The organism is Amycolatopsis sp. NPDC005003 (assembly GCF_053600695.1).
The window spans coordinates 140,593-160,582 of the sequence record NZ_JBSGAI010000012.1 but is presented as its reverse complement, the minus strand read 5'-3'; the positions used below and the strand labels follow the sequence as shown (position 1 = coordinate 160,582).

21 protein-coding genes are annotated in these 19,990 nt (G+C 71.1%); 4 read left to right on the top strand and 17 right to left on the bottom strand.

Annotation, left to right across the window (positions count from 1 at the left end; all coding sequences use genetic code 11):
- Positions 1-97: 97 nt before the first annotated feature.
- Entirely contained in the window at positions 98-562 is a 465-nt protein-coding gene (locus ACWED2_RS16705) for a VOC family protein (protein ID WP_449691355.1), read from the top strand.
- A 65-nt stretch (positions 563-627) separates the two neighbouring features.
- Here ACWED2_RS16705 and ACWED2_RS16700 read toward each other — a convergent pair whose 3' ends face one another.
- Positions 628-1,812 (bottom strand): mandelate racemase/muconate lactonizing enzyme family protein, encoded by a 1,185-nt coding sequence (locus ACWED2_RS16700; protein ID WP_449691354.1) that lies wholly within the window; start codon positions 1,810-1,812, stop codon positions 628-630.
- A gap of 116 nt (positions 1,813-1,928) precedes the next feature.
- On the opposite strand from ACWED2_RS16700, the gene ACWED2_RS16695 reads away from it, so the two are divergent.
- Complete coding sequence (locus ACWED2_RS16695; RefSeq protein WP_449691353.1) at positions 1,929-2,657, top strand: FadR/GntR family transcriptional regulator; 729 nt, start codon at positions 1,929-1,931, stop codon at positions 2,655-2,657.
- 8 nt (positions 2,658-2,665) lie between these two features.
- Here ACWED2_RS16695 and ACWED2_RS16690 read toward each other — a convergent pair whose 3' ends face one another.
- The 8 genes from ACWED2_RS16690 to ACWED2_RS16655 form a co-directional block, all read right to left on the bottom strand.
- The gene (locus ACWED2_RS16690; RefSeq protein WP_449691352.1) at positions 2,666-3,538 is read right to left on the bottom strand and encodes a carbohydrate ABC transporter permease; all 873 of its coding nucleotides are present in this window, start codon (positions 3,536-3,538) and stop codon (positions 2,666-2,668) included.
- Positions 3,538-4,434, bottom strand: a complete 897-nt coding sequence (locus tag ACWED2_RS16685; RefSeq protein WP_449691351.1) for a carbohydrate ABC transporter permease — start codon at positions 4,432-4,434, stop codon at positions 3,538-3,540. The genes ACWED2_RS16690 and ACWED2_RS16685 overlap by 1 nt, the downstream gene beginning before the upstream one ends.
- A 25-nt stretch (positions 4,435-4,459) precedes the next feature.
- On the bottom strand, positions 4,460-5,776 hold the full coding sequence (locus ACWED2_RS16680) for an ABC transporter substrate-binding protein (RefSeq protein ID WP_449691350.1): 1,317 nt from the start codon (positions 5,774-5,776) through the stop codon (positions 4,460-4,462).
- 157 nt (positions 5,777-5,933) lie between these two features.
- Positions 5,934-6,596 (bottom strand): hypothetical protein, encoded by a 663-nt coding sequence (locus ACWED2_RS16675; protein WP_449691349.1) that lies wholly within the window; start codon positions 6,594-6,596, stop codon positions 5,934-5,936.
- Positions 6,593-7,351 carry an HD domain-containing protein gene (locus tag ACWED2_RS16670; protein ID WP_449691348.1) on the bottom strand — a complete coding sequence of 253 codons (759 nt, stop codon included), beginning with the start codon at positions 7,349-7,351 and terminating at the stop codon, positions 6,593-6,595. Before ACWED2_RS16670 ends, ACWED2_RS16675 begins: the two co-directional genes overlap by 4 nt.
- Before the next feature lie 72 nt (positions 7,352-7,423).
- Complete coding sequence (locus ACWED2_RS16665) at positions 7,424-7,750, bottom strand: PadR family transcriptional regulator (RefSeq protein WP_449691347.1); 327 nt, start codon at positions 7,748-7,750, stop codon at positions 7,424-7,426.
- Between the two features lie 85 nt (positions 7,751-7,835).
- Positions 7,836-8,153, bottom strand: a complete 318-nt coding sequence (locus ACWED2_RS16660; RefSeq protein ID WP_449691346.1) for a hypothetical protein — start codon at positions 8,151-8,153, stop codon at positions 7,836-7,838.
- Positions 8,150-8,302, bottom strand: a complete 153-nt coding sequence (locus ACWED2_RS16655) for a hypothetical protein (protein ID WP_449691345.1) — start codon at positions 8,300-8,302, stop codon at positions 8,150-8,152. The genes ACWED2_RS16660 and ACWED2_RS16655 overlap by 4 nt, the downstream gene beginning before the upstream one ends.
- A 237-nt stretch (positions 8,303-8,539) precedes the next feature.
- On the opposite strand from ACWED2_RS16655, the gene ACWED2_RS16650 reads away from it, so the two are divergent.
- Both ACWED2_RS16650 and ACWED2_RS16645 read left to right on the top strand, forming a co-directional pair.
- Positions 8,540-9,982, top strand: coding sequence for a hypothetical protein (locus tag ACWED2_RS16650; RefSeq protein WP_449691344.1), 1,443 nt, complete (start codon positions 8,540-8,542; stop codon positions 9,980-9,982).
- Positions 9,983-10,010: 28 nt separating this feature from the next.
- Positions 10,011-10,781, top strand: coding sequence for an isocitrate lyase/PEP mutase family protein (locus ACWED2_RS16645; RefSeq protein ID WP_449691343.1), 771 nt, complete (start codon positions 10,011-10,013; stop codon positions 10,779-10,781).
- Here ACWED2_RS16645 and ACWED2_RS16640 read toward each other — a convergent pair.
- The 8 genes from ACWED2_RS16640 to ACWED2_RS16605 form a co-directional block, all read right to left on the bottom strand.
- Positions 10,774-11,754 carry a helix-turn-helix transcriptional regulator gene (locus ACWED2_RS16640; RefSeq protein ID WP_449691342.1) on the bottom strand — a complete coding sequence of 327 codons (981 nt, stop codon included), beginning with the start codon at positions 11,752-11,754 and terminating at the stop codon, positions 10,774-10,776. The two genes, ACWED2_RS16645 and ACWED2_RS16640, sit on opposite strands and share 8 nt — an antisense overlap.
- 86 nt (positions 11,755-11,840) lie before the next feature.
- Complete coding sequence (locus ACWED2_RS16635) at positions 11,841-13,787, bottom strand: glycoside hydrolase family 32 protein (RefSeq protein ID WP_449691341.1); 1,947 nt, start codon at positions 13,785-13,787, stop codon at positions 11,841-11,843.
- Positions 13,788-13,803: 16 nt separating this feature from the next.
- On the bottom strand, positions 13,804-14,757 hold the full coding sequence (locus ACWED2_RS16630; protein WP_449691340.1) for a glycosyl hydrolase family 32: 954 nt from the start codon (positions 14,755-14,757) through the stop codon (positions 13,804-13,806).
- A gap of 20 nt (positions 14,758-14,777) precedes the next feature.
- Positions 14,778-15,683, bottom strand: a complete 906-nt coding sequence (locus ACWED2_RS16625) for a carbohydrate ABC transporter permease (protein ID WP_449691339.1) — start codon at positions 15,681-15,683, stop codon at positions 14,778-14,780.
- 4 nt (positions 15,684-15,687) lie between these two features.
- On the bottom strand, positions 15,688-16,641 hold the full coding sequence (locus ACWED2_RS16620; protein ID WP_449691338.1) for a carbohydrate ABC transporter permease: 954 nt from the start codon (positions 16,639-16,641) through the stop codon (positions 15,688-15,690).
- Between the two features lie 39 nt (positions 16,642-16,680).
- Positions 16,681-17,847 (bottom strand): ABC transporter substrate-binding protein, encoded by a 1,167-nt coding sequence (locus tag ACWED2_RS16615; protein WP_449691337.1) that lies wholly within the window; start codon positions 17,845-17,847, stop codon positions 16,681-16,683.
- 208 nt (positions 17,848-18,055) lie between these two features.
- A complete protein-coding gene (locus ACWED2_RS16610) occupies positions 18,056-19,090 on the bottom strand; it encodes a LacI family DNA-binding transcriptional regulator (RefSeq protein ID WP_449691336.1) in 1,035 nt (344 codons plus the stop codon).
- A 136-nt stretch (positions 19,091-19,226) separates the two neighbouring features.
- The gene (locus tag ACWED2_RS16605; protein WP_449691335.1) at positions 19,227-19,982 is read right to left on the bottom strand and encodes an SDR family NAD(P)-dependent oxidoreductase; all 756 of its coding nucleotides are present in this window, start codon (positions 19,980-19,982) and stop codon (positions 19,227-19,229) included.
- Positions 19,983-19,990: the final 8 nt, after the last annotated feature.

Genomic DNA, 19,990 nt, shown 5'->3' with positions numbered 1-19,990 from the left:
GTTCGGTAGCGGACGTTCCCTGACCGCTACTCCTGCGATCGTGGTTTTCGCCGCCGGAACCCACCGGCGGCCACGATTCGAGAAAGACCGGAAAACCATGTCGCTCACCGCTGTCGCCCACCTCAACTTCACCGGCCAGGCCCGCGCGGCCCTCGAGTTCTACCAGTCGGTGTTCGGCGGCCAGGCCACCATCGTCACCTACGGCGACTTCGGCATGCCCGCCGAACTGCCCGACGCGGGCAAGGTCGTCTTCGGCCGGGTCACCGCGGACAACGGCTTCGGCGTCATGGCCTACGACGTCCCCGGCGCCGACGGCCCCGCCACCCCGGCCACGCCCACCACCCACCGCGAAAACGGCACCACGATCACGAAGGAGCCGTTCTTCCTCTCCGTCCGCGGGGCGACCGTCGACGAGGTCTCCCCGGTCTGGAAGGGTCTCGCCGAGGGCGCGACGGTCATCGAGGAGTTCGGTCCCGCCCCGTGGGCGCCCGCGTTCGGCATGCTCGTCGACCGCTTCGGCGTCACCTGGATCATCGACGTCGCCGCCGAGTACCAGGGCTGATCCGCCGCCGCGGCGGTGGGATGCCCGGGTGCATCCCACCGCGCTCCGGCGCGCGGCTCCCGGGCTCAGGCAGGCGCGGCGGGCGCCGCGAGCACGGTGCCCGGGGCGGGCTCGGCCAGGATCCGCTTGCCGGCCCGTTCGGGCCGGATGCCGGGAGTCGTCCGCCCGTCTGCCGGCGGGAGGCCGCCGAGCGCGCGGATGGCCTCCTCGTCCACCTGGACGCCGAGGCCGGCGCTGTCACCGAGCACGAACGCGCCGCCGGAGATCTCGTGGTCCACGGTCAGGCCGACCGGGGGCCGCAGGTCCTGCAGCTCGCTGACCAGGTGGTTGGGCACCGCGGTCGCCGCGTGCACCAGTCCGGCGGGCGTGGTGCCCACCGGGCTGACCGGAAGGTCGTGGGCGTGGGCCAGTGCCGCGACGCGCAGGAAGTGCGTGATCCCCCAGACCGACGCCGTCTGCACGACGTCCACCGCGCCCGCCGCCAGCAGCGGGCGGAACTGCTCCAGCCCGGTGAGGTTCTCCCCGGTCGCCACCGACGCGCGGATGCCCCGGCCCACCGCCGCGAGCCCCTCGGCGTCCCACCGGCGCACCGGCTCTTCCACCCAGGTCAGGTCGAGCGTGCGCTCGAGCTCGCCGACGTGGCGGAGGGCCTGCTTGCGCGTCCACGACTCGTTGGCGTCGAGCATCAGCCCCGGGCGCACTCCCCCCGAGAAGTCCGCCAGCACGTCCCGGACCAGGCTCAGCCGCCGCCGGTCCTGGTCCACGTCGAGGCCGCCCTTGATCTTCGCGATGCGCAGCCCACGCTCGGCGTAGGCCCGGTAGGTGCGCGCGAGCTCCTCCTCCGGCAAGGCGATGTCGAGGCCCGACGCATACGCCGGCACGCACCGGTCACGCCCGCCCAGCAGGCGCCACAACGGCTGCCCGGCCACCTTGGCCTTGATGTCCCACAGCGCCGTGTCGAGGGCGCCGATCGTGCCGAAGACGGCACCGGCGTGGCCGGCCTTGAAGGTCCAGCGGAGCATCCGGTCGTACAGCGCGGCCACGCCCCGCGGATCTTCCCCTTCGATCGCCGGGAAGATCGCCTCGAGCTGCGGGTGCGGTCCCATGCCGATCCCCGAAACGCCCTCGTCGGTGTCGAGGAGCACGAGGGGCACCGGCACCACGCCGTTCGCGTAAAGGCCGTTCGCGTCGCCGACCGGCCGGCCCCATTCCTGGACGGTGGTCAGGCTCCTGAAGCCGGTGATCCGCATGTCAACCCTCCACGGAGCCGGTCGCCGGGTCCCCGGCCCGCGCGTAAATCGACAACATAAATCGTATTACGTATGATGAAAAAATTCGCTGCCCCCGCCCGATTCGGAGGTGATCGTTGAGCACGGTCGCGTTTCCGCCGCCCGACGCGCCGCACCAGCGCGGCCGCCGGGCCGACGCCGTCGTCGGCCACCTCGTCGAGCTGATCGCGAGCGGGGTGCTCCAGCCCGGCCGGCTGCTGCCCGTCGAGCCGGTGCTCTGCGAAACGTTCGGGGTCAGCCGGACCGTCGTCCGCGAAGCGATCAAGTCCCTGGAAGCCAAGGGACTCGTCAAGGCCCGGCAAGGTGTCGGCACGCAGGTGTCGGCCCAGGAGTCGTGGAACCTGCTCGATCCCGCCCTCCTGGCGGCCATCGTGCGGCACGACCAGCGCTACGACATCCTCGATCAGCTCATCGACGTGCGCACCTCCCTCGAATCGAGCATGGCCCGGGAGGCAGCGCTGCGGGCCACTCCGGCGGACCTGGCCGAACTGCGGGAACTCATGGCCCGGCTCGACGCGGCGGTCCGGGAACCGGACCTCCTCGACGACATCGACGTGGCGTTCCACGAGCGGATCATGCTCGTGTCCGGCAACCGGCTCGGCCGGGCGATCGTCCACACGGTACACGCCGAGGCCCGGCGCAGCCCGCGCTACGTCGGGCACTCCGCGCTCCGGCACCGCCGCCAGTCGAACCGCCAGCACCTCGCCGTCCTCGAGGCGATCGAGGCCGGCGACCCGGACGCGGCGGGTTCGCTGATGGCCGAGCACATCGCGACGTCCTGGCAGCGGCGCCGTCCGGCCGGCTGAGCCCCGGCTCATTCCTTCACCCCACCGCCGACCAGCCCGCGCACGAGCGCGCGCTGCGACAGCAGGAACACGACCGCCACCGGGACGACCGCGAGCAGCGTGGCAAGCGCCAGTTCCGGCCGGAAGATGTTCACCTGCTGGCCGCCGCCACCGACGGCGGGGTTGAACGAGGGCGTCGACGACAGCAGGTCCGACAGGCCCACCTGGATCGGGTACTGCTTCGAATCCGCGAGCACCGTGTAGGGCAGGAAGAAGTTGTTCCAGTCGGCCACGAAGCTGAAGAACAGCACCAGGGCGACCACCGGTTTCGCCAGCGGCAGCGCGACATGGCGGAACGTGGACCATTCGTCGCAGCCGTCGATGCGCGCCGCGTCGAGCAGTTCGCGGGGAACCGCGGTCGCGTAGTAGATGTAGGCGAGGTAGACCCCGAACGGGTAGAACGCGAACGGGAGGATCACCGAGAGGGCGTTGCCGATCAGGTGCACGGAGTTGAGCTCGAGGAAGATCGGGAGCACCAGCGCCGCCGCCGGCATGATCATCACGACCAGGGTCAGCGTCAGCACCAGCTTCCGGCCCGGAAAGCGCCCGAAGGCGAGGCCGTAGCCGGCCGGGATCCCGGTCACCAGGACGATCGCGGTCGCGCTCACCGCGTACAGCAGCGAGTTGCCGATCCACAGCCGGTAGAGGTGGTCGCTGAAGGCGTCCAGGTGCTGCCACGCCAGCGCGAGGCGGTCGAAGCCGCCGAACGCCAGCGGATCCCCGGTGACGAGGGCCTCGTCGGTCTTCGTCGGCGCGAGGATCAACCAGACCAGCGGGACCACGAAGAACGCCGCGAAGGCGGCGAGGAGCACGAACCGGAGGCCACGCGCGGCGAATCGCATCAGTCGTCCGTCCTGAACAGCCCGGTGCGGGTCACGATGAGCGCCGCGGCGAGCAGTCCGATCGCGAGCAGGTCGACGGAAATGGCGGCGGCGGCGTTGAAGTCCGCGTAGCGGAACGCCAGCTGGAAGGCGAGCTGGTTGGCCGACCAGGTGTCGGGGACCAGCCCGAGGCTCGCCTGGTTCACCAGCTGCGGCTCGACGAAGAGCTGGGTCCCGGTCGCGAAGGAGAGGATCACCATGTACGCGATCCACTTGCGGATCAACGGGAGCTTGATGCGGAGCGCGATCGTCACCGGGCCGGCGCCGTCGATGCGCGCGGCGTCCTCCAGCTCCTGCGGGATCGTGTTCAGCGCGCCGTACATGATGACGATCCAGCCGCCCGCCCCGGTCCAGAAGGCGATCATCGCGAAGATGAAGGGCAGCTTGCCCGGCGCGATCGACTCGACGAACAGGTGGGACCCGAACACGTTGCGCACCAGGAAGGAGCCGGGGCTGACGGTGGGGTCGAGCATGAACAGCCAGACCAGCACGGACGACGCCCCGGCGAGGGCGCCGGGGATGTAGAACAGGAAGCGGAAGGCCGAGGAGACCCGGTTCGCGCGGCCGTGCAGCAGCAGCGTCAACCCGACGACGAGCACGACCAGGGCGCCGAGCCAGACGCCCGTGTAGAGCAGGACGTGGCCGAAGGCGGGCAGGAAGCGGTAGTCGCCGGCGGTCCGGGTGAAGTTGCGGAAGCCGGCCCAGCCACCCGTGTCGTCGGTGAACGCGAGCCACACCGCGTACACCACCGGAAGGACGCCGAACGCGACGAGGAACGGCAGGTAGGGCCCGACGAACCCGAGACCGGACCAGGTGTGCCGGCCACGCTTGCGGGGAGCGGGCGCTCCTGCCCCCACGGCAGGAGCGCCCGCTTCGGCGGTGCTAGCCGACCGCATAGCCGGCCGCCTGCGCCGCTTGCCCGAGCGCCTTCCCGAACGGCTCCAGCAACGAGCTCAACGGCTTGCCCGCCACCAGCTCCGTGACCACGCTGGTGGACCACACAGGCTGGTCCGGGTACGAAACCAGGTTCCAGCCGGACCAGATCTGGTCCGCGGCGGCCTTGAGCGCCGGTGTCGGGTCGGCGGCGTAGTAGGCGTTGGCCGCCTGCTGCTCCAGCCACTTGGTGGCCAGCGGTGCGTAGGCCGGGTAACCGGGCCGGCTGTCGGCGCCGCTCGGGTTGAACACGGTGGTGGCCCAGGTGACGAAGTCCGCCGCGGTCGCGAGGTTGGTGGAGTGCCGGGAAATGATCCACGGCCCGCCGCCGACCTGACCGGTCGTCACCGGCGTTTCGCTGCCCCACTGCAGCGGCGGCGCGGCCGTGATCTGCTTGGCCGGCACGTGCAGCGCCTGGTCGAAGACCGCCTGGGCGTACCACGACGGCCCCGGCATCAGCAGCACCTTGTCGTCGGCGCCGCCGTACTTCTGGGCGAAGTCCGGGGTGAACACGCTCAGCGGGGGCACCGTCCCGTTCTTGATCAGCGGGTCGAGCAGGCCGGCCACCCGGGTGCAGTGCGAGTCCGTCGCGGCGATGGTCACGCTGGTGCCCTTCACCTGCGAGAGCGGGCACTGGTTGCCCCACAGGTAGATCCAGTGGCTGAACGAATCCCCGATGTTCCCGACGATGTAGCCGGGGTGTTCCTTGGCGACGGTTTCGCCGAGAGTCGCCCATTCCTGCCAGGTTTTCGGCACCGTGTAGTGGAATTGGTCCATCAGTTTCTTGTTGACCCAGAGCACGACCTGGGCGAGGTTGTCCTGCACGCAGTACTGCGTGCCGTTGATCGTGCACTGGGCGGTCGAACTCGCCGGCCACTTGGCGAGCACGTCCTGCGGGATGAGGTCCTTGACCGGCGCGGCGAACTCGAACGGCTTCTGCGCCATCCACACCGGGTCGTTGACCTGCTCGCTGAAGATGACGTCCGGCCAGCCCTTGCCGGTCCGGTTCCACAGCTGGATCTTCGTCTGCAACGTGGTCGCCCCGTTGCCGTCGCCGTCGAAGGTGACGATGTCGGCGTGGACGCCGGGGTGTTCCTTGGCGTAGGCCTGCGCCACCGGCAGGCGCGCGGCGTCCACCCAGATGGTCAGGTCACCCCCGACCTTCCCCGGAGAGTTCGTCGGGCTCGACGCGGTATTCGTGGCGGTCGAGCAACCCGCCACGGCCATTGCCGCCACGAAGACGAGCCACAGACGTCGCTGAATCATGGCTGATCACACTCCCCTGCGGGGACTGTCCAGAGGCTCCGTCGACTCTGGGATTCGAATAACGTAAGTCGTATGACGTCTGATGTCAATCGACCTCAACGCATCCTCGGCCACGGCCGGAAAGTGACAAAATCCCTGTCGGAAAAGAAAAACGATCTCAGGGCAGGGAGAATCGAGGCCGGGAAACGACGGCCGACGCGTCAGCGGATGGCCTCGGTGACGGGAAGTCCGGCTGCGCGGAACGAACCCAGCCGTCGTGCCGCCGGTCGGCGACCGTCACGTGCACCAGCGGCCGGAAGTGCTCCCGGTCGATCCGGTCGTAGCCGTGGCGGATGATCGACTGGTAGATGGTGTCGGAGACGACCAGCGTCAACGGGGTGGCCGAGCGGCTGAGTGCCCGCTTCAGTTCGGGCGAGTCGAGCAGCCGGAACGTGAGATCCACCGCCTCACCGAAACAGCCGTGGCGGTCGTAGTGGACTTCACCGGCGTGCACCGCCGCGCGCAGCCGCAGGCAGTGCGCCGGGTGGCGGGCGTTGTGCTCGGCCAGCAGCCGGCCGAGCTCGGGGATCACCCGGTTGAGCAGCACCGTTTTCGGCGTGCGGTCGCTGGGGTGGATCAGGGTGAGGATTCCGTCGCCGCAGTCGACGAGCGGGTCGCGGCGCCGCCGGGTGATACCGCCGGTGTGCAGGGCCGCTTCGAACATCTCGTAGAGCGCCGCGCGAAGGGTGATCTTGTCCGGGTTGCGCCGGGCCGTGGACGCCTCGACGTCCACGGCCACGATCGCCCGGTGGCACGGCACGTGCCGCGGCGGCCGCCTCATGGCCCGGGTCGCCGCAGCGCGATCGCGAGCCGCGCGACACCGGCCACGACCTGCCCGGTGAACCGGGCCCGGGCACGGCGGCCGGGCAGCGCGTGCAGTTCGGCGGTCCACTCCTCGAGCCAGCGGGCGCGGGCGTCCGCGGGGAGCAGGGCGGTGGCGAAGGCCAGGACCTTCCGGGAGAGCCCGAGGCCACCGAAGGATCCACTGTGGACGATGAACCGGTCCGGGTAGAGCGTCGCCAGCGACAGCGCTTCCAGCTGCGCCTGCACCGTGTCGAGACCCAGCCGGCCGGCCAGCGGCACCAGGACCTCCAGGGTTTCCCGGGATTTCCGCTCCTGCCGGGCCTGCGGCAGGAACCGGATGGTCCGCATGTTGTGCAGCCGATCGGCGAGTTTGAGGATCAGCACCCGGCGTCCGGCGGATTCCAGCGGACCGCCGTCCCGCTCCAGCACGAGCAGCCCCTGGACCAGCGCCGCGATCTCCTCGCCGAACTCGGTGCGCACCAGGCCGAGCGGGCACCGGGTGTCTTCGACGACGTCGTGCAGCAGGCCCGCGCACACCATCCGGGCGTCGAGGCCCAGCCGGGCCAGCGTGGCGGCGACCTCGAGCGGGTGGGAGATGTAGGGGTCACCGCTGCGCCGGTGCTGGCCGCGGTGCCAGAACGCCGCGAACACGTACGCGCGTTCGACCAGCTCGGCGTCGGCCTCCGGGTACTGGCCGGCGATTTCGGTGACCAGCCGCGGAACGGTGTTCATGCCGCCTCCGCGGGAAAAAGTACGTCGGCGGTGCTCATGCCGCCTCCGCGGGAAAAAATACGTCGGCGGTGCTCATGTCGTCTCCCCCGCCAGGCCGAACCCGAGCATCCGGGCCGGCCGGTGCACCCGGGCCAGCGCGGCCCGGGCCCGCTCGGCCCCGTCGCCGGTCAGCCGGTAGTACCGGCGCCGCGGCCGCTTCTCGACGATGTGCTCGTTCGGGTTCTCCCAGCGGCTTTCGACCCACCCGAGGTTCTCGAGCCGGGCGACGATGGGATAGATGGTGCCGCTGGGCAGGCCTGTCTCCGCGCAGAGCTCCAGGCCGTACTGCTCCCGGGCGGGCCGCTGCAACAGTGCGCGAAGCACCAGCTGGGTCTGCAGCGTCATCCGAGGTTCTCCCATATGTCGTACTCTACATAGGTAGGCCTCAGCTTGTCCACAGGACGGCGGGCCCTTCCGCGCCCCGTGCCCGACCCGGAATGTGACGTCAGGCGCCGCCGTGGCGGCGATCGTCCGCGAAGAACCATTCCGGTGCCCGCGGCTCGCGCGGCGGCGGGAGGGCGAGCAGGGCGGCGATCACCGACAAGGTGTCACCGCGGTGGCGCCACACGGCCTCCTCGGCCGAACCGGCCCTCGTGCGGGCCGCCGACGCCTGGTGTTCGCCGTGGATCTCGATGCGGTCGCTGAACTCCGGCCACCCGTAGGTGCCCACGAGGATCGCCAGCTCGCCCCGCCGGTCGCCGATGTACTGGAACCGGAATCCGCGGGCGACGAGCGCGTGCAGCCCCTGTTCGACGGTGGTCACCGGCGGTCCCGCTCGTCCGGGGCGCGCCGGGAGTTCCCGGCGGGCGGGCCGGCCGGGGCGGCCGCGCGGACGGGCGTGACCCGCGCCGGGCGGCCGCGGTCATCCGGTGTCCCGCCGCCGCGGGCGCTTTCGACCCAGCGCACGGTCATGACCGCCTCCGCGGGCCGGTACCAGCGGTGTCGCGAAGACGGGACACGGGTCCTCCACTCTATCCGGTGCAGCGGACCAGCGTTCCCCGTCCGCCCGGCCGGGCGGGTTCCCGCCGGATGGGAGTTTCGGCCGGAGTTTCCGCGCGATTTCCGGTGCTGCCGCGGAAAGCGGCGATGCGCTACGGTGGTCGACCGTCCGCGGTGTGCGGATCACCCATTCGGTCTCGGAGCGGCGTCATGGGAACCAGCGGGTCGAAGCCCGGGAGCAAGCCGGAGCGGGAACGGCTCCGGCACCAGCTGCTCGCCGGCGGCAGCAGCCCGGCCAAGATCGCGGCCGAGATGACCGGCCGCTGGCAGTTCAACCCCCGCCAGGCGTGGCGATACACCCACGGCCTGTCCCAGACGGCGGTCGCCGCGCGCTGCAACGACCTGCTCGGCGACGGCCGGGCCCCGATGACCGGCAAGCGGATCAGCGAATACGAGGCGTGGCCGCAGCGGGGCCTCCGCCCCACCGTGCACGTCCTCGCCCTGCTCGCCCGGGTCTACGGCACCGTGCCCCGCGCCCTGCTCGGCGAGGACGAACTGCCGCTGCTGCCCGAGCCGGAGCGGCTCGTGCTCGAGCAGCTGCCGCCGGCCGAGCCGGACGCCGCACCCCCGCCGCCCGGGCCCGGGCGCCTCAACGCCGCCGCGGTCAACGCCGCCGCCCACGCGTCCGGGGCGCACGCCGAGCGCGCCGAGATCACCGAAGTCGGCGCGATCACGCTCGAGCAGCTGGACCACGACGTGGTCCAGCTCGCGCGCACCTCCATCCGCACCCAGCCCGCCGAGATCTTCGGCGAGCTCGTCCGCGTCCGCGACCGCGTCTTCCGGCTGCTGCAGCGGCAGGCCCACCCGGCCCAGCAGTCGCACCTCTACCTGCTCGCCGGTCAGACGTGCGGGCTGCTGGCCAACGCGAGCATGGAGCTGGGCTGCTACGGCGCCGCGGCCGAACAGTCGCGCGCCGCCTGGGTCTACGCCGAGATCATCGGCCACAGTGGACTCAAGGCGTGGCTGCGGGGCACCCAGGCGCTCATCGCGTTCTGGTCGGGGAACCCGCGGGAGGCGGCGGACCTGGCGCAGGCCGGCCGCGAATACCTGCGCAACGGCACCGGCTTCGTGCGGCTGTGCAACATCGAGAGCCGCGCTTGGGCCCACCTCGGCGACGTCCGCGAGACGCAGAAGGTGATCGGCCTGGGTCACCACGCTCGCGAGCACGTCACCGAGCCCGACGAGCTGCACGACCTCGTCGGCGGCGAATTCGGCTTCGACGAGGCCCGGCAGTCGTTCTGCAACGCGGGCGCCTGGGTGCAGGTGGGCAAGCCGGTGCTGGCGATCGAAGCCGCCGAACGCGCACTGGGCCTGTACTCGACGGATGCCGAACGCCACCGCCGCTACGGCGGCGAGGCCTCCACCCGGCTGGAGATGACCGACGGCTACCTCGCGACCCGGGAGCTGGACGCCGCCGACGCGGCACTCGACCCGGTGATCAGCACGTCCGCCACCGCCGGCGTCGCCCACCTGGCCGCGCGCCTGTCCGACATCTGCGCGACGCTGGACACCGCGCCCTACCGGAGTTCCCGGGAGGCCCGGGAACTCGCCGAACGGATCCGCGCCCACCCGGCGCTGTCCGCCGGGCGGTGAAGCCGGGTACCCGCCTACATTGGACGGCATGACTTCGACCGCCGAGAAGGCCACCCTCCTGCAGCAGCTGCACGCCGCTCCCGAACTGCTGCTCGTCGTCAACGTCTGGGACGCCATCACCGCCAAGGTCGTCGCCGGGACTCCCGGGACCCGGGCCCTCGCCACGCCCAGTCACGGCATCGCGGCCTCGCGCGGCTACCCCGACGGCGAGAAGATCCCGCGCGACGAGATGATCGCCGAAGTCGCCTTGATCGTGCGGAACGCCGGTGACCTGCCGGTCACCGCGGACCTCGAGGCCGGCTACGGGGATCCGGGCGGCACGGTGGCCAGGGCGATCGAGGCCGGCGCCGTCGGCGCCAACCTCGAGGACCAGATGAAGCCGCTGGGCGAAGCGGTGAAGGCCGTCGAAGCCGCCGTCGCGGCCGCGCAGTCGGCCGGGGTCGACTTCGTCCTCAACGCCCGCACCGACGCCTTCCTCAAGACCGATCCCGAGACGGCGCTGACCGAGGCCATCACCCGCGGCCGCGCCTACCTCGACGCCGGGGCGTCCAACTTCTTCGTGCCGGGCAAGCTGGACGAGAACCAGGTCGCGCGGCTCGTCGGCGAACTCGGCGAACGCAAGGTCAACCTCATCGGCATCCCCGGCTCGATCCCGCTGGCGCGCGCCCAGGAACTCGGCGTGTCGCGCGTTTCCTACGGCCCGTGGAGCCAGAACGTCGCGCTGACCGCGCTGGCCAAGCTGGCCGAAGACGTCTACGCCGGTGGCGGGCTCCCCGCCGACACCCGCAAGCTCAACTGACCCCGGGCGCCGCCGCCCGGCCGGCGCGACGGGCCAGGTCGGCGAACGCGTCACGCAGGGCCTGCGGGCCGGCCACCTCGACGTCGCACTCGAACCGCAGCAGCCCGGCGGCCAGCGCCCCCCAGGACCAGGACCCGGCCAGCAGCCGGGTCTTCCCGGGGGCGGCTTCTTCGACGATGCCGTCCCCGGCGAACGGCGCCACCTCGGCGACCGGGCGGTCGAGGAGCACTTCGCCCCGGCACGGCCAGCCGTCGGCGGTGGTGGCGCCCTTGAACCGGGCGGCGAGGAACGCCGCGACGTCACCGCCCGGCACCGCCCGCGGGGTGAACCGGGGGCCGTTGGGCACGCGCAGGGTCATCCGGTCGGCGCGGTAGGTCCGCCAGTCCTCCCGGGCGGCGTCCCACCCGACCAGGTACCACCGTCCACTCCGGACCACCAGGTGGTGCGGCTGCACCCGCCGCGGCGCCCGGAGCTCGGCGCCGGCCGGCCGCTCGTAGTCGAACCGGACCTCCTCGGTGGCCCGGATCGCCGAGCTCAGCGCGAGCAGGATGTCCGGGTCGAGCTGGGTGGTGCCGCCGGCCGCGGTGATCTCCAGCGCGTCGACGCGCTGCCGCAGCCGGGCCGGCAGCACCTGCCGCACCGTGGCCAGCGCCCGCGCGGCCGCCTCTTCGATCCCGGCGCCGGTCCCGACGGCGATCCGCAGCGCCACCGCGAGCGCGACAGCCTGCTCGTCGTCGAACAGCAACGGCGGCAGCCGGCTCCCGGCTTCGAGCCGGTAGCCGCCCTCCGGCCCCTTGACCGCCTGGACCGGGTAGCCGAGCTCCCGCAGCCGGTCGACGTCCCGCCGCACGGTCCGTTCGCTGACGCCCAGCCGGCCGGCGAGCAGCGAGCCCGGCCAGTCCCGGCGGGCCTGCAGCAGGGACAGCAGCGAGAGCAGGCGACCCGAGGTGGCCGTCGAGGAAGCAGTCGGCATGGGTCGATGGTGCCACGAGAAGCGGACGTTCCCTGACCGCTACTGCGGCAACGTCAGGCGTCCGGGCCTGGGTTGCCGGTACTCGCTCAGTCGCTCAGCAGCAGCTGGTCGACCATGAGGTGTCCCCACGCGCCGGTCGCCTGGTCGACGACCTGCACCCGGGCGCTGCGCCCCTGCAGAGCGCCGACGTCCCAGTCGATCGGTTTGAGCACGCCGGTGTCGTCTCCGGTCGCCGTTCGCACCACCTGGCCGTCGACGACGAGGTTGATCGAGGTCCCGGCCGGGTGGTCGCCGCCGGCCAGGAGGAAGTGCAGGTGGTTGCGGTCGAGGGTGAACGGGGGCGAGGTGATCGTGCCGGTGGCCGGGTCGCCGCCGCCGGCGAAGGTGTCCAGGACCGCGTTGCCGACCATGCCGGGCAGGTGTTCGAACGACGGGCCGGTGCCGGTGAAGCTGCCGGTGGCGGTCCAGCCGGGGTCGTAAGAACTTCCTTCGAATCCGGAGATCACGTGTGCCGGGCGCTGGGACAGGTCCGGGAACCCGGTGATCGTCGTGTTCGCGAAAGTCGCGCTGCCGCCGGTGGTGTAGAGGTTGATGCCGGTGTCGGCGGGGTCGGCGAACACCTCGCTGGAGTGCACGTACCGGCCGTCGTCGACGAACACCTCGATCGTGGTCCGGTCGACCAGGATCCGCAGGTGCGCGCTGGTCTTCGCCGGGTTCCACGGCGCGTGGCTCTCCCCGCGCGTACCGGTGGTGTCGGGTTGCCCGGTCTGACGCCGGTTGAGGTAGCTGTAGTCGTGGTGGATCCCGGTGTCCGCGTGCCGGGTCCCGTCGGGCGAGACCCGCAGCTGCAGGCCGACGTTGTCGAGCTGGGTCCAGCTGACGTCGGTGTCGAGCTGGTAGGCCGAGCCGTGGTAGGCCAGCGGAACCAAGCCACCGTTCACCTCGATCGTGCCGAGGTCGGTCACCGAGCTCGCGTGGGCGGCCAGCGCGGGAGTCGGTTGCGAGGCCAGGGCGTAGCCGTCCGGATAGTGCTTGAGCGTGATCTGCCGGACGATCGAATCGGTGCCGTTGAAGCCGTCCGCGGCCCACGTCGGGGTGGTGTCGGCGTACGCCCAGTTGTTCATCCAGGCCAGGCCGAACCGCCGGTCCACCGGCGCGGCCGGGTCCTCCCAGGTGACTCCGGCGTACCAGTCGAAGCCGTGGTCGAGCCACTGTGGCGCGGCGTCGGCGGTGAACGCGGCGCCGTCGAAGGCTCCGGTCCAGTACGCGTAGGTGCCCGGTGTCCCGCCGGCGCTCACGCCGAGCACCCAGTGCGTGGTGCCGTCGTCGGCGCGGATCGGGAAGAGGTCCGGGCACTCGAGGATGCCCATTCCGCCGACGAAGTCCGACTGCCACGTCCAGTTCTTGAGGTCGGGCGAGGTGAAGAACCCGATCCGGTCGCCTTCGGCGATCGCCGCGACCCACCGGCCGCGCGCGGCGTCCCAGCTCACCTTGGGGTCGCGGAAGTCGCGGCGGCCGCCGTTCGGGATCACCGGCGTGTCGCCGTACGGCCGGAACGTCCGGCCGCCGTCGATCGAGTACCACAGGAACTGCGCCTGCGGCCCGGAGGCGTTGACCGGGTGGTCCATCTGCGTGACCAGCTGGACCACCGCGCCGGCACCGAAACCGGCCGTGTTCGCCGTGTCCACCACCGCGGAACCCGACCACAGGTCGTGGTTGGCGTTGGTCTTCTTCGGTGCCGCGATGCCCTGGTCGGCGAAGGCGACGCCGTCGGTGGTCGTCGCCAGCCGCCAGGCGGTCCCGACCTCGGTCGGGTAGTCGGCGTTGTAGAGGTAGTAGTAGTTGAACTTGCCGTCGACGTACACCGGCCGCTGGGGGTCGTTCTTCCAGTGGTCGGGCACCGTGAAGTGGTACTGCGCGCGGTAGGTGACCGCCGCCGCGGCGGGAGGTGCGTCGGTCGGGCCCACCGCCGCCGTCGCCGCCAGGAGGGCGGCGACCGGCAGCAGGCGAAGGCGGCTCGTCGTTGAGCGCATGGGGACCTCCGGGAGATCAGGGTTCGAGAAGGGCGAGACGTTTGCCGTCCCACGCCACCGGCACGGGATCGCCGATGGCGCCGACGAAGCCGGACTCGCCGCGGTGGTGGAACGCGAGCAGCACCCAGCGGCCGTCGGACCGGCGGCGGACCAGGCGGCCGCTGTAGCAGCGGTCGTCGGTGACGGGTTCGGCGGCCGCGATGTCGAACGGCCCGAGCGGGCTCCCGGCGGGCGCGGCCCAGATCCCGCCGGTCGTGCCGGTGGCCCGGCGGTCGGCCGAGGCGTGTTCGGCCAGGCAGGAGAACAGCAGCACCGGGCGGCCGTCCACCACCTCGGCCTGCAGGACTTCCAGCTGCCCGAACCCGCGCGGCCCGGGCGCGGTCAGCGGCGGGCGCAGCTCCCAGTGCCGCAGGTCCGCGGAGACGGCATGGCCGACGACGCCGCGCTCGAACGGCTCACCGGTGGCGGCGCGAGCCGTGACGAGCATGTGCCAGCCGTCCCCGGCCGGATCGGCGAACACCCAGGGGTCGCGGAACGCCTCATCATGCCAGCCGTCGTCCAACGTCTCGTACCAGCGCGGGTCGGCGGCCAGCACCGGATTTTCCGCAGCGCGGTGCCACGTGACGAGATCCGGCGAGGTGGCGTAGCCGATCCGCTGGACGTTCTTGCCGCCGGGCGCGCGGGTGGCGCCGGTGTAGAACAGGAACCAGGTCCCGTCCGGGTGCCGCACGACCGAACCGGTCCAGGTCGCCAGGTCGTCGAACGCGGGGGCGTCCGCGCGGACCAGCGCGTCCTCGATCCGGTTCCAATGCACCAGGTCGGCCGAGACGGCGTGGCCGATCGAGGCGCGGTAGTGGCGGGCTTCCGGGTCGTGCAGCGCACGGGAAGCGTAGAGGAAGAACAGGTGGTAGCGGTCGCCGTCGTCGGCGAACCAGAAGTCCCAGACCCAGGAGTCGGGCAGCGAAAACATGCGATCCTTTCGAAGAGCCGTCATTCCTTGACGCCGCTGGCCGCGACACTGCTGACGAACGCGCGCTGGAAGGCGAGGAACACCACGAGCACCGGGAGGGTGATCATCGACGTGTAGGCCATGACCTCGCCCCAGGCGGTGTTGTCCTGGAAGAAGTACTGCATGCCGACCATCACCGGCCGCAGCTTCTCGTCCTGCACGACCATGCTCGGCCACAGGTACTGGTTCCAGGCCGGCAGGAACGTCAGGATCGCGACGGTGGCGAACGCCGGGCCGGACAGCGGCACGGCGATCCGGCGGTAGACGGTGAACCAGCCCGCGCCGTCGATCCGGGCCGCCTCGTCGAGCGCGGTGGGAATGGTCGAGAAGTACTGCGTGAACAGGAAGATCGAGAAACCGTTGGCGATGAACGGGACGATCTGCACCTGGTAGGTGTCGAGCCAGCCGAAGTCGTACACGAGCTGTCCGTTCTGGACCAGCAGGGTCGGCAGCTGCGAGACCCAGTAGACCATCGGCACCGCGATGGTCTCGAACGGCACGATCAGCGTGGCGATGACGACGCTGAGCACGACCCCGCGGCCGGTCCAGCGCAGCCGCGAGATCGCGAACCCGGCCATCGAGTTCACCACCAGCCCCGCGGCCACGATCACCACCGTGACCAGGACCGAATTGAACAGGAACCGGCCGACCGGCACCCGGTCGAACACCTCGGCGTAGTTGTCGAAGCCGATGTCCCCCACCGGCAGGAACGCCCGCCAGCCGCCGACGTCGGACAGGATCTGGCCATCGGGCTTCAGGCTCGAGACGAACATGAACACCAGCGGGAACAGGAAGAAGACGGCGAGCCCGACGAGGACCAGGTAGGTCCAGACCCGGCGGCGCCGCCGCAGCACGCGCTCGTCGATTTGTCCCTTGTGGATGATCATGCGCTCAGTCCCTGTCCCGGGTCAGGAAGCGCTGGACCAGCGCGACGATCAGCACCAGCACGAAGAACACCAGGGACAGGGCCGAGCCGTAGCCGATCTGCTGCTGGTGGTAGCCCATCCGGACGGCGTGGTAGACCAGCGTCGAGGTGGAGTCCACCGGGCCGCCCTGGGTCATCACGTCGATCTGGACGAACAGCCCGAGCGCGGCGATGGTGATCGTGATCAGCACGAACACCCGGGTCGGCCGCAGGCACGGCCAGGTCACGTGGCGGAACTGCTGCCAGGTGCCCGCGCCGTCGATCCGCGCCGCCTCGTACAGCTCCGGCGGGATGGTCTGCAGGCCGGAGAGCCAGATCAGCATGTGGAAGCCCACCGCCTGCCAGATCGACAGCACGATGATCGCGAACAGCGCGGTGCTCGGGTCGTTCAGCCAAGCCGTGCCCTGCCAGGCGCCGAAGGTGATCGAATCGATGAACGAGTTGATCAGCCCGTCGGGCTGGTACATGAACTTCCACAGGATCGAGACCACGACGATCGAGGTCACGACCGGGATGAAGAAGATGACCCGGAACGCCACCGCACCCCGGATCTTCCGGTTCACCAGGATGGCCAGCAGCAGCCCGAACCCGGCCTGCACCGGCACGACGACCGCGGCGAAGCAGAACGTGTTCACCAGCGAGCGCAGGAACGCCGGATCGGCGGTGAAGGCCCGGACGAAGTTGTCGAGGCCGGTGAAGGTGGTCGGTTCGGGCGAGACGAGCCGGGCGTTGGTGAACGACAGGACGAACCCGAGGAGCACCGGGACGATGAGGAACGCCAGCAGCAACAGGACCGCGGGCGCGGCCATGGCCCAGCCGGCCCGGCGCGCGGAGCGTCGTTCGTGGTGGACCTTCGGGCGGGAAACGGGTTTCGGGACCGCGCTCGCGGCGCGGGTGTCCGGCGAGATGGTCGCCGTCATGGAGAAGCCTTCCCTCTCGGTGGGTGCGCTGCCGGGGAGCTAGAAGCCGTAGCCGTTCTGGGACTTGATGTCGGTGTCGATCGCCTGCACGGCGGTGTCGAGCGCCGGCTTGACCTCGGCGCCGCTCATGATGTCCTTGGCGGCCTTCTCGAACGTCGAGGAGATCACCGGGTAGCCGGGCGTGGCCGGTCGGGCCAGGGCGAACTTCTGCGACAGCACGGCGAACGGGTGCAGCGGAGCGGTGTCGCCGAAGTACTTCGACGCCGCTGCGGCCGCCGTGGTGCTCGGGATGACCACCTGGCTGTCGGCGAAAGCGGTCAGGTACTTGTCCTGGAAGCTGAACTTCAGGTAGGCCCGGGCGCCTTCGGTTTGCTGGCAGCCCGCGGAAATGCCCCACTGCCAGGAACCGCCGCCGATCTTCGGGCCCTTCCCGAAGTCCACCGGAGGCAGGATCAGCAGGTCGGTGCCGACGCTTTCGAGAGCGTCCTTGGCGTTCCACACGCCCGTGTAGCTGAGGGCGACCTTGTCGTCGATGAAGCGCTGGTTGCCGACCGGGCCGGCGTTGTCCGCCCAGCCGTTCTTGAACGCCTGCTGGAACCAGGTGAAGAACTTCACGGCATCCGGGCCGTTCAGCACGCCGTCGGCGGACTTCATGGTGACCCGGTCGATCAGGTCACCGCCGGCGCTCTGCAGCATCGGCGAATACGCGTACGACCACCACTCCCCCTTGTCCGCGGCGCCCAGGTCCAGCGGCGTGGCGTAGCCGTTGGCCTTCAGCTTCGCGACGGCCGCGTCGAATTCCTCGAGCGTCCACGGCCGCTCGATCGTCGGGATCCGGATGGCGTTCCTGTCCAGCACCGACTTCCGCGCGAAGATCGACAACGCGGCGTCCCAGTAGCCCGCCGAATAGACGGTGTCCTTGTAGCGGCCGACGGTCGTGGGCAGCAGCGTCCCGATCAGGTCGTCGGGCAGTCCCAGCGGCTGCAGGTAGCCGGCCCACGCCCAGTTCGGCATCACCGGGCCGTCCATGTCCAGCAGGCAGGGCAGCTTGCGCGACGCGGCGGCCGCGGTGACGGCGTCGTTGTACGAACCCTGCGGGAAGTTCTGCTCGACGATCTTGTACTGGTTCTGGGAACTGTTGAAGTCGGCGATGATCCGCTGGTAGACCGCCAGCTCACCGGGATTGCCCGCCGAGTGCGTCCACATCGTGATCTCACCGGGAGCGCCGGAGGATTCTTGGCTTGCGCGGGCGCAACCGCCCAGCGCGAGCACTACCGCTACCATGACGGAGAGGGATTTGCGTTTCACCGTGGAATCTCTTTCTCTGTTGCGGAGCGCGACCTGGCCGTCGCCTCCGTGCCGGATGGCAGCGCCAACTGCCATGTGGGAATGCAGTGAGAAGGGCGGTCCGCCGTCAGCCGCCGAACGCGGCAGGCGGCGGGCCCACCGAAGCCCGGCGGATGACCGGGCACGCCATGAGGTGCGGGGCCGCCGGGTCCGCCGGACGAAGCCCGAGCGCGACCTCCATCGCCCACCGGCCCATTTCGTAGTGCGGCAGCGCGATCGTCGTCAACGGCGGATCGAGTTCGGCCGCGACCAGCTGCTGGTCGTCGTAGCCGACGACGGACAGGTCACCGGGCACCGAAAGGCCCCGGTGGTGTGCGGCCGCGTAGGCGCCCATCGCCATGCGGTCGTTGAAGCAGAACATCGCGGTGGGCCGGTTGTCCGCCGTCAGGTCCAGCAACCGCCCGGCGGCTTCCCGCCCGCCGGAGGCCACCGGTTCGGCGCGGACGTGCCAGGCGGGATCCGGCTCGATCCCGGCCTCCGCCAGCACCCTCAGGTACCCCTCGTACCGCAGTGGCGACGCGACGAGTTCGAACCGCTCCGCCGCGTCCAGGAAGGCGATCCGGCGGTGCCCGGCGGCGACCAGTTCCCGCACCGCGGCCATCCCGCCCGCCCGCTCGTCCGGGACGACCGCGGGCCGCCCGCCCGCGGCCGGGGCGCAGTCGAGCAGGACGGCGTCCGCGGGCAGGCCGTCCGGCACCTCGACCACGCGGTGCCACATGCTCGCGTAGATCACGGCGTCGACCTGCTGGCCGCTCAACGCGTTCAGCGCCTGTCGCTCGGCGCCGGGGTCCTGCTCGGTGTCCACGAGGATCACCAGGTGCCCGTGCGCCCGCGCCACGTCGTTGGCCCCGGCCAGCATCCGCCCGGCGAACGGCGTGCTGGCGATCGTGTCCGAGATCAGGCCGACCATCCGGGTCCGCTGCGTCCGCAGGCTCCGCGCGACCGAATTCGGCTCGTAACCGACCGCCGCGGCCGCCTCGCGCACCCGCTGCTGGGTCTGCGGCGACACGCGCGCCGCGTCCCGCCCGCTGAGCACCAGCGACACGGTTGCCGTGGACACCCCGGCACGGGCGGCCACGTCGGACATCCGGACTCGGGCCATCGCGGCGCTCTCCTTCCCGCCTGCTCCGTTAATCGATTAACGGGAGGTTACGGGAGTATGCAGCGCCGTCGTTCCGCCGTCAAGGGGTGCCCGCCCCGGTGGGGCCGCCCGGAAGCGGCCCCACCGGAGGGGCGCCTCACACCAGGGACGCGGTCAACCCGCCGTCGAGGACGTAGTGGCTGCCGGTGATCCAGCTCGCCCGGTCGGACGCCAGGAACGCCGCGACCTCCGCGATGTCCTGCGGGGTGCCGAGCCGGCCCTGCTTGGCCGCGACCAGGTCGCCGAACGGGACCTGGGTCGCCGCCTCGAAGTCCGGGACCAGGCGCTCGACCATGGCCGTGTCGGCGAAGCCCGGGCAGACCGCGTTGACCCGGACGCCCGTCGGGCGCATCTCGACCGCCGCCACCCGGGTCAGCTGGATGACCGCGGCCTTCGTCGCGCAGTACGAGCCGAGCAGCGGGCTGCCGCCGATGCCCGCGATCGAGGCGATGTTGACGATGTTGCCCTTGGACTCCACCAGGTGCGGGGTCGCCGCCTTCATCGTCACGAACGTGCCGCGCACGTTGACCGCGAAGATCTTGTCGAAGCTCTCCGTCGACTGCTGCAGCAGCGGCGACGACACCTCGATCCCGGCGTTGTTGACCAGGACGTCGAGGCCGCCGAGGAGGTCGACCGCCTGCTGGATCGCCGTCTGGACCTGGGTTTCGTCGGTGACGTCACAGTTGGCGACGCCGGCCGCGCCGATCTCGCCGGCCGTCTGCTTGGCCGAGAGGGAGTCGAGGTCGCTCACGACGACCCGGGCGCCGCGTTCGGTGAACAGCGCCGCGATCGCCTTGCCGATGCCGGCGCCGGAGCCGGTGACGAAGACGCGCTTTCCTTCGAGTTCGGACATGCTGGTCC

Coding starts and splice junctions, on each gene's coding strand:
- ACWED2_RS16700 (WP_449691354.1), bottom strand. CDS start 1,812: ATGCGGATCACCGGCTTCAGGAGCCTGACCACCGTCCAGGAATGGGGC.
- ACWED2_RS16610 (WP_449691336.1), bottom strand. CDS start 19,090: ATGGCCCGAGTCCGGATGTCCGACGTGGCCGCCCGTGCCGGGGTGTCC.
- ACWED2_RS16620 (WP_449691338.1), bottom strand. CDS start 16,641: ATGACGGCGACCATCTCGCCGGACACCCGCGCCGCGAGCGCGGTCCCG.
- ACWED2_RS16615 (WP_449691337.1), bottom strand. CDS start 17,847: ATGTGGACGCACTCGGCGGGCAATCCCGGTGAGCTGGCGGTCTACCAG.
- ACWED2_RS16680 (WP_449691350.1), bottom strand. CDS start 5,776: ATGATTCAGCGACGTCTGTGGCTCGTCTTCGTGGCGGCAATGGCCGTG.
- ACWED2_RS16655 (WP_449691345.1), bottom strand. CDS start 8,302: ATGACCGTGCGCTGGGTCGAAAGCGCCCGCGGCGGCGGGACACCGGAT.
- ACWED2_RS16605 (WP_449691335.1), bottom strand. CDS start 19,982: ATGTCCGAACTCGAAGGAAAGCGCGTCTTCGTCACCGGCTCCGGCGCC.
- ACWED2_RS16635 (WP_449691341.1), bottom strand. CDS start 13,787: ATGCGCTCAACGACGAGCCGCCTTCGCCTGCTGCCGGTCGCCGCCCTC.
- ACWED2_RS16690 (WP_449691352.1), bottom strand. CDS start 3,538: ATGCGATTCGCCGCGCGTGGCCTCCGGTTCGTGCTCCTCGCCGCCTTC.
- ACWED2_RS16675 (WP_449691349.1), bottom strand. CDS start 6,596: ATGAGGCGGCCGCCGCGGCACGTGCCGTGCCACCGGGCGATCGTGGCC.
- ACWED2_RS16705 (WP_449691355.1), top strand. CDS start 98: ATGTCGCTCACCGCTGTCGCCCACCTCAACTTCACCGGCCAGGCCCGC.
- ACWED2_RS16670 (WP_449691348.1), bottom strand. CDS start 7,351: ATGAACACCGTTCCGCGGCTGGTCACCGAAATCGCCGGCCAGTACCCG.
- ACWED2_RS16625 (WP_449691339.1), bottom strand. CDS start 15,683: ATGATCATCCACAAGGGACAAATCGACGAGCGCGTGCTGCGGCGGCGC.
- ACWED2_RS16665 (WP_449691347.1), bottom strand. CDS start 7,750: ATGGGAGAACCTCGGATGACGCTGCAGACCCAGCTGGTGCTTCGCGCA.
- ACWED2_RS16645 (WP_449691343.1), top strand. CDS start 10,011: ATGACTTCGACCGCCGAGAAGGCCACCCTCCTGCAGCAGCTGCACGCC.
- ACWED2_RS16640 (WP_449691342.1), bottom strand. CDS start 11,754: ATGCCGACTGCTTCCTCGACGGCCACCTCGGGTCGCCTGCTCTCGCTG.
- ACWED2_RS16650 (WP_449691344.1), top strand. CDS start 8,540: ATGGGAACCAGCGGGTCGAAGCCCGGGAGCAAGCCGGAGCGGGAACGG.
- ACWED2_RS16630 (WP_449691340.1), bottom strand. CDS start 14,757: ATGTTTTCGCTGCCCGACTCCTGGGTCTGGGACTTCTGGTTCGCCGAC.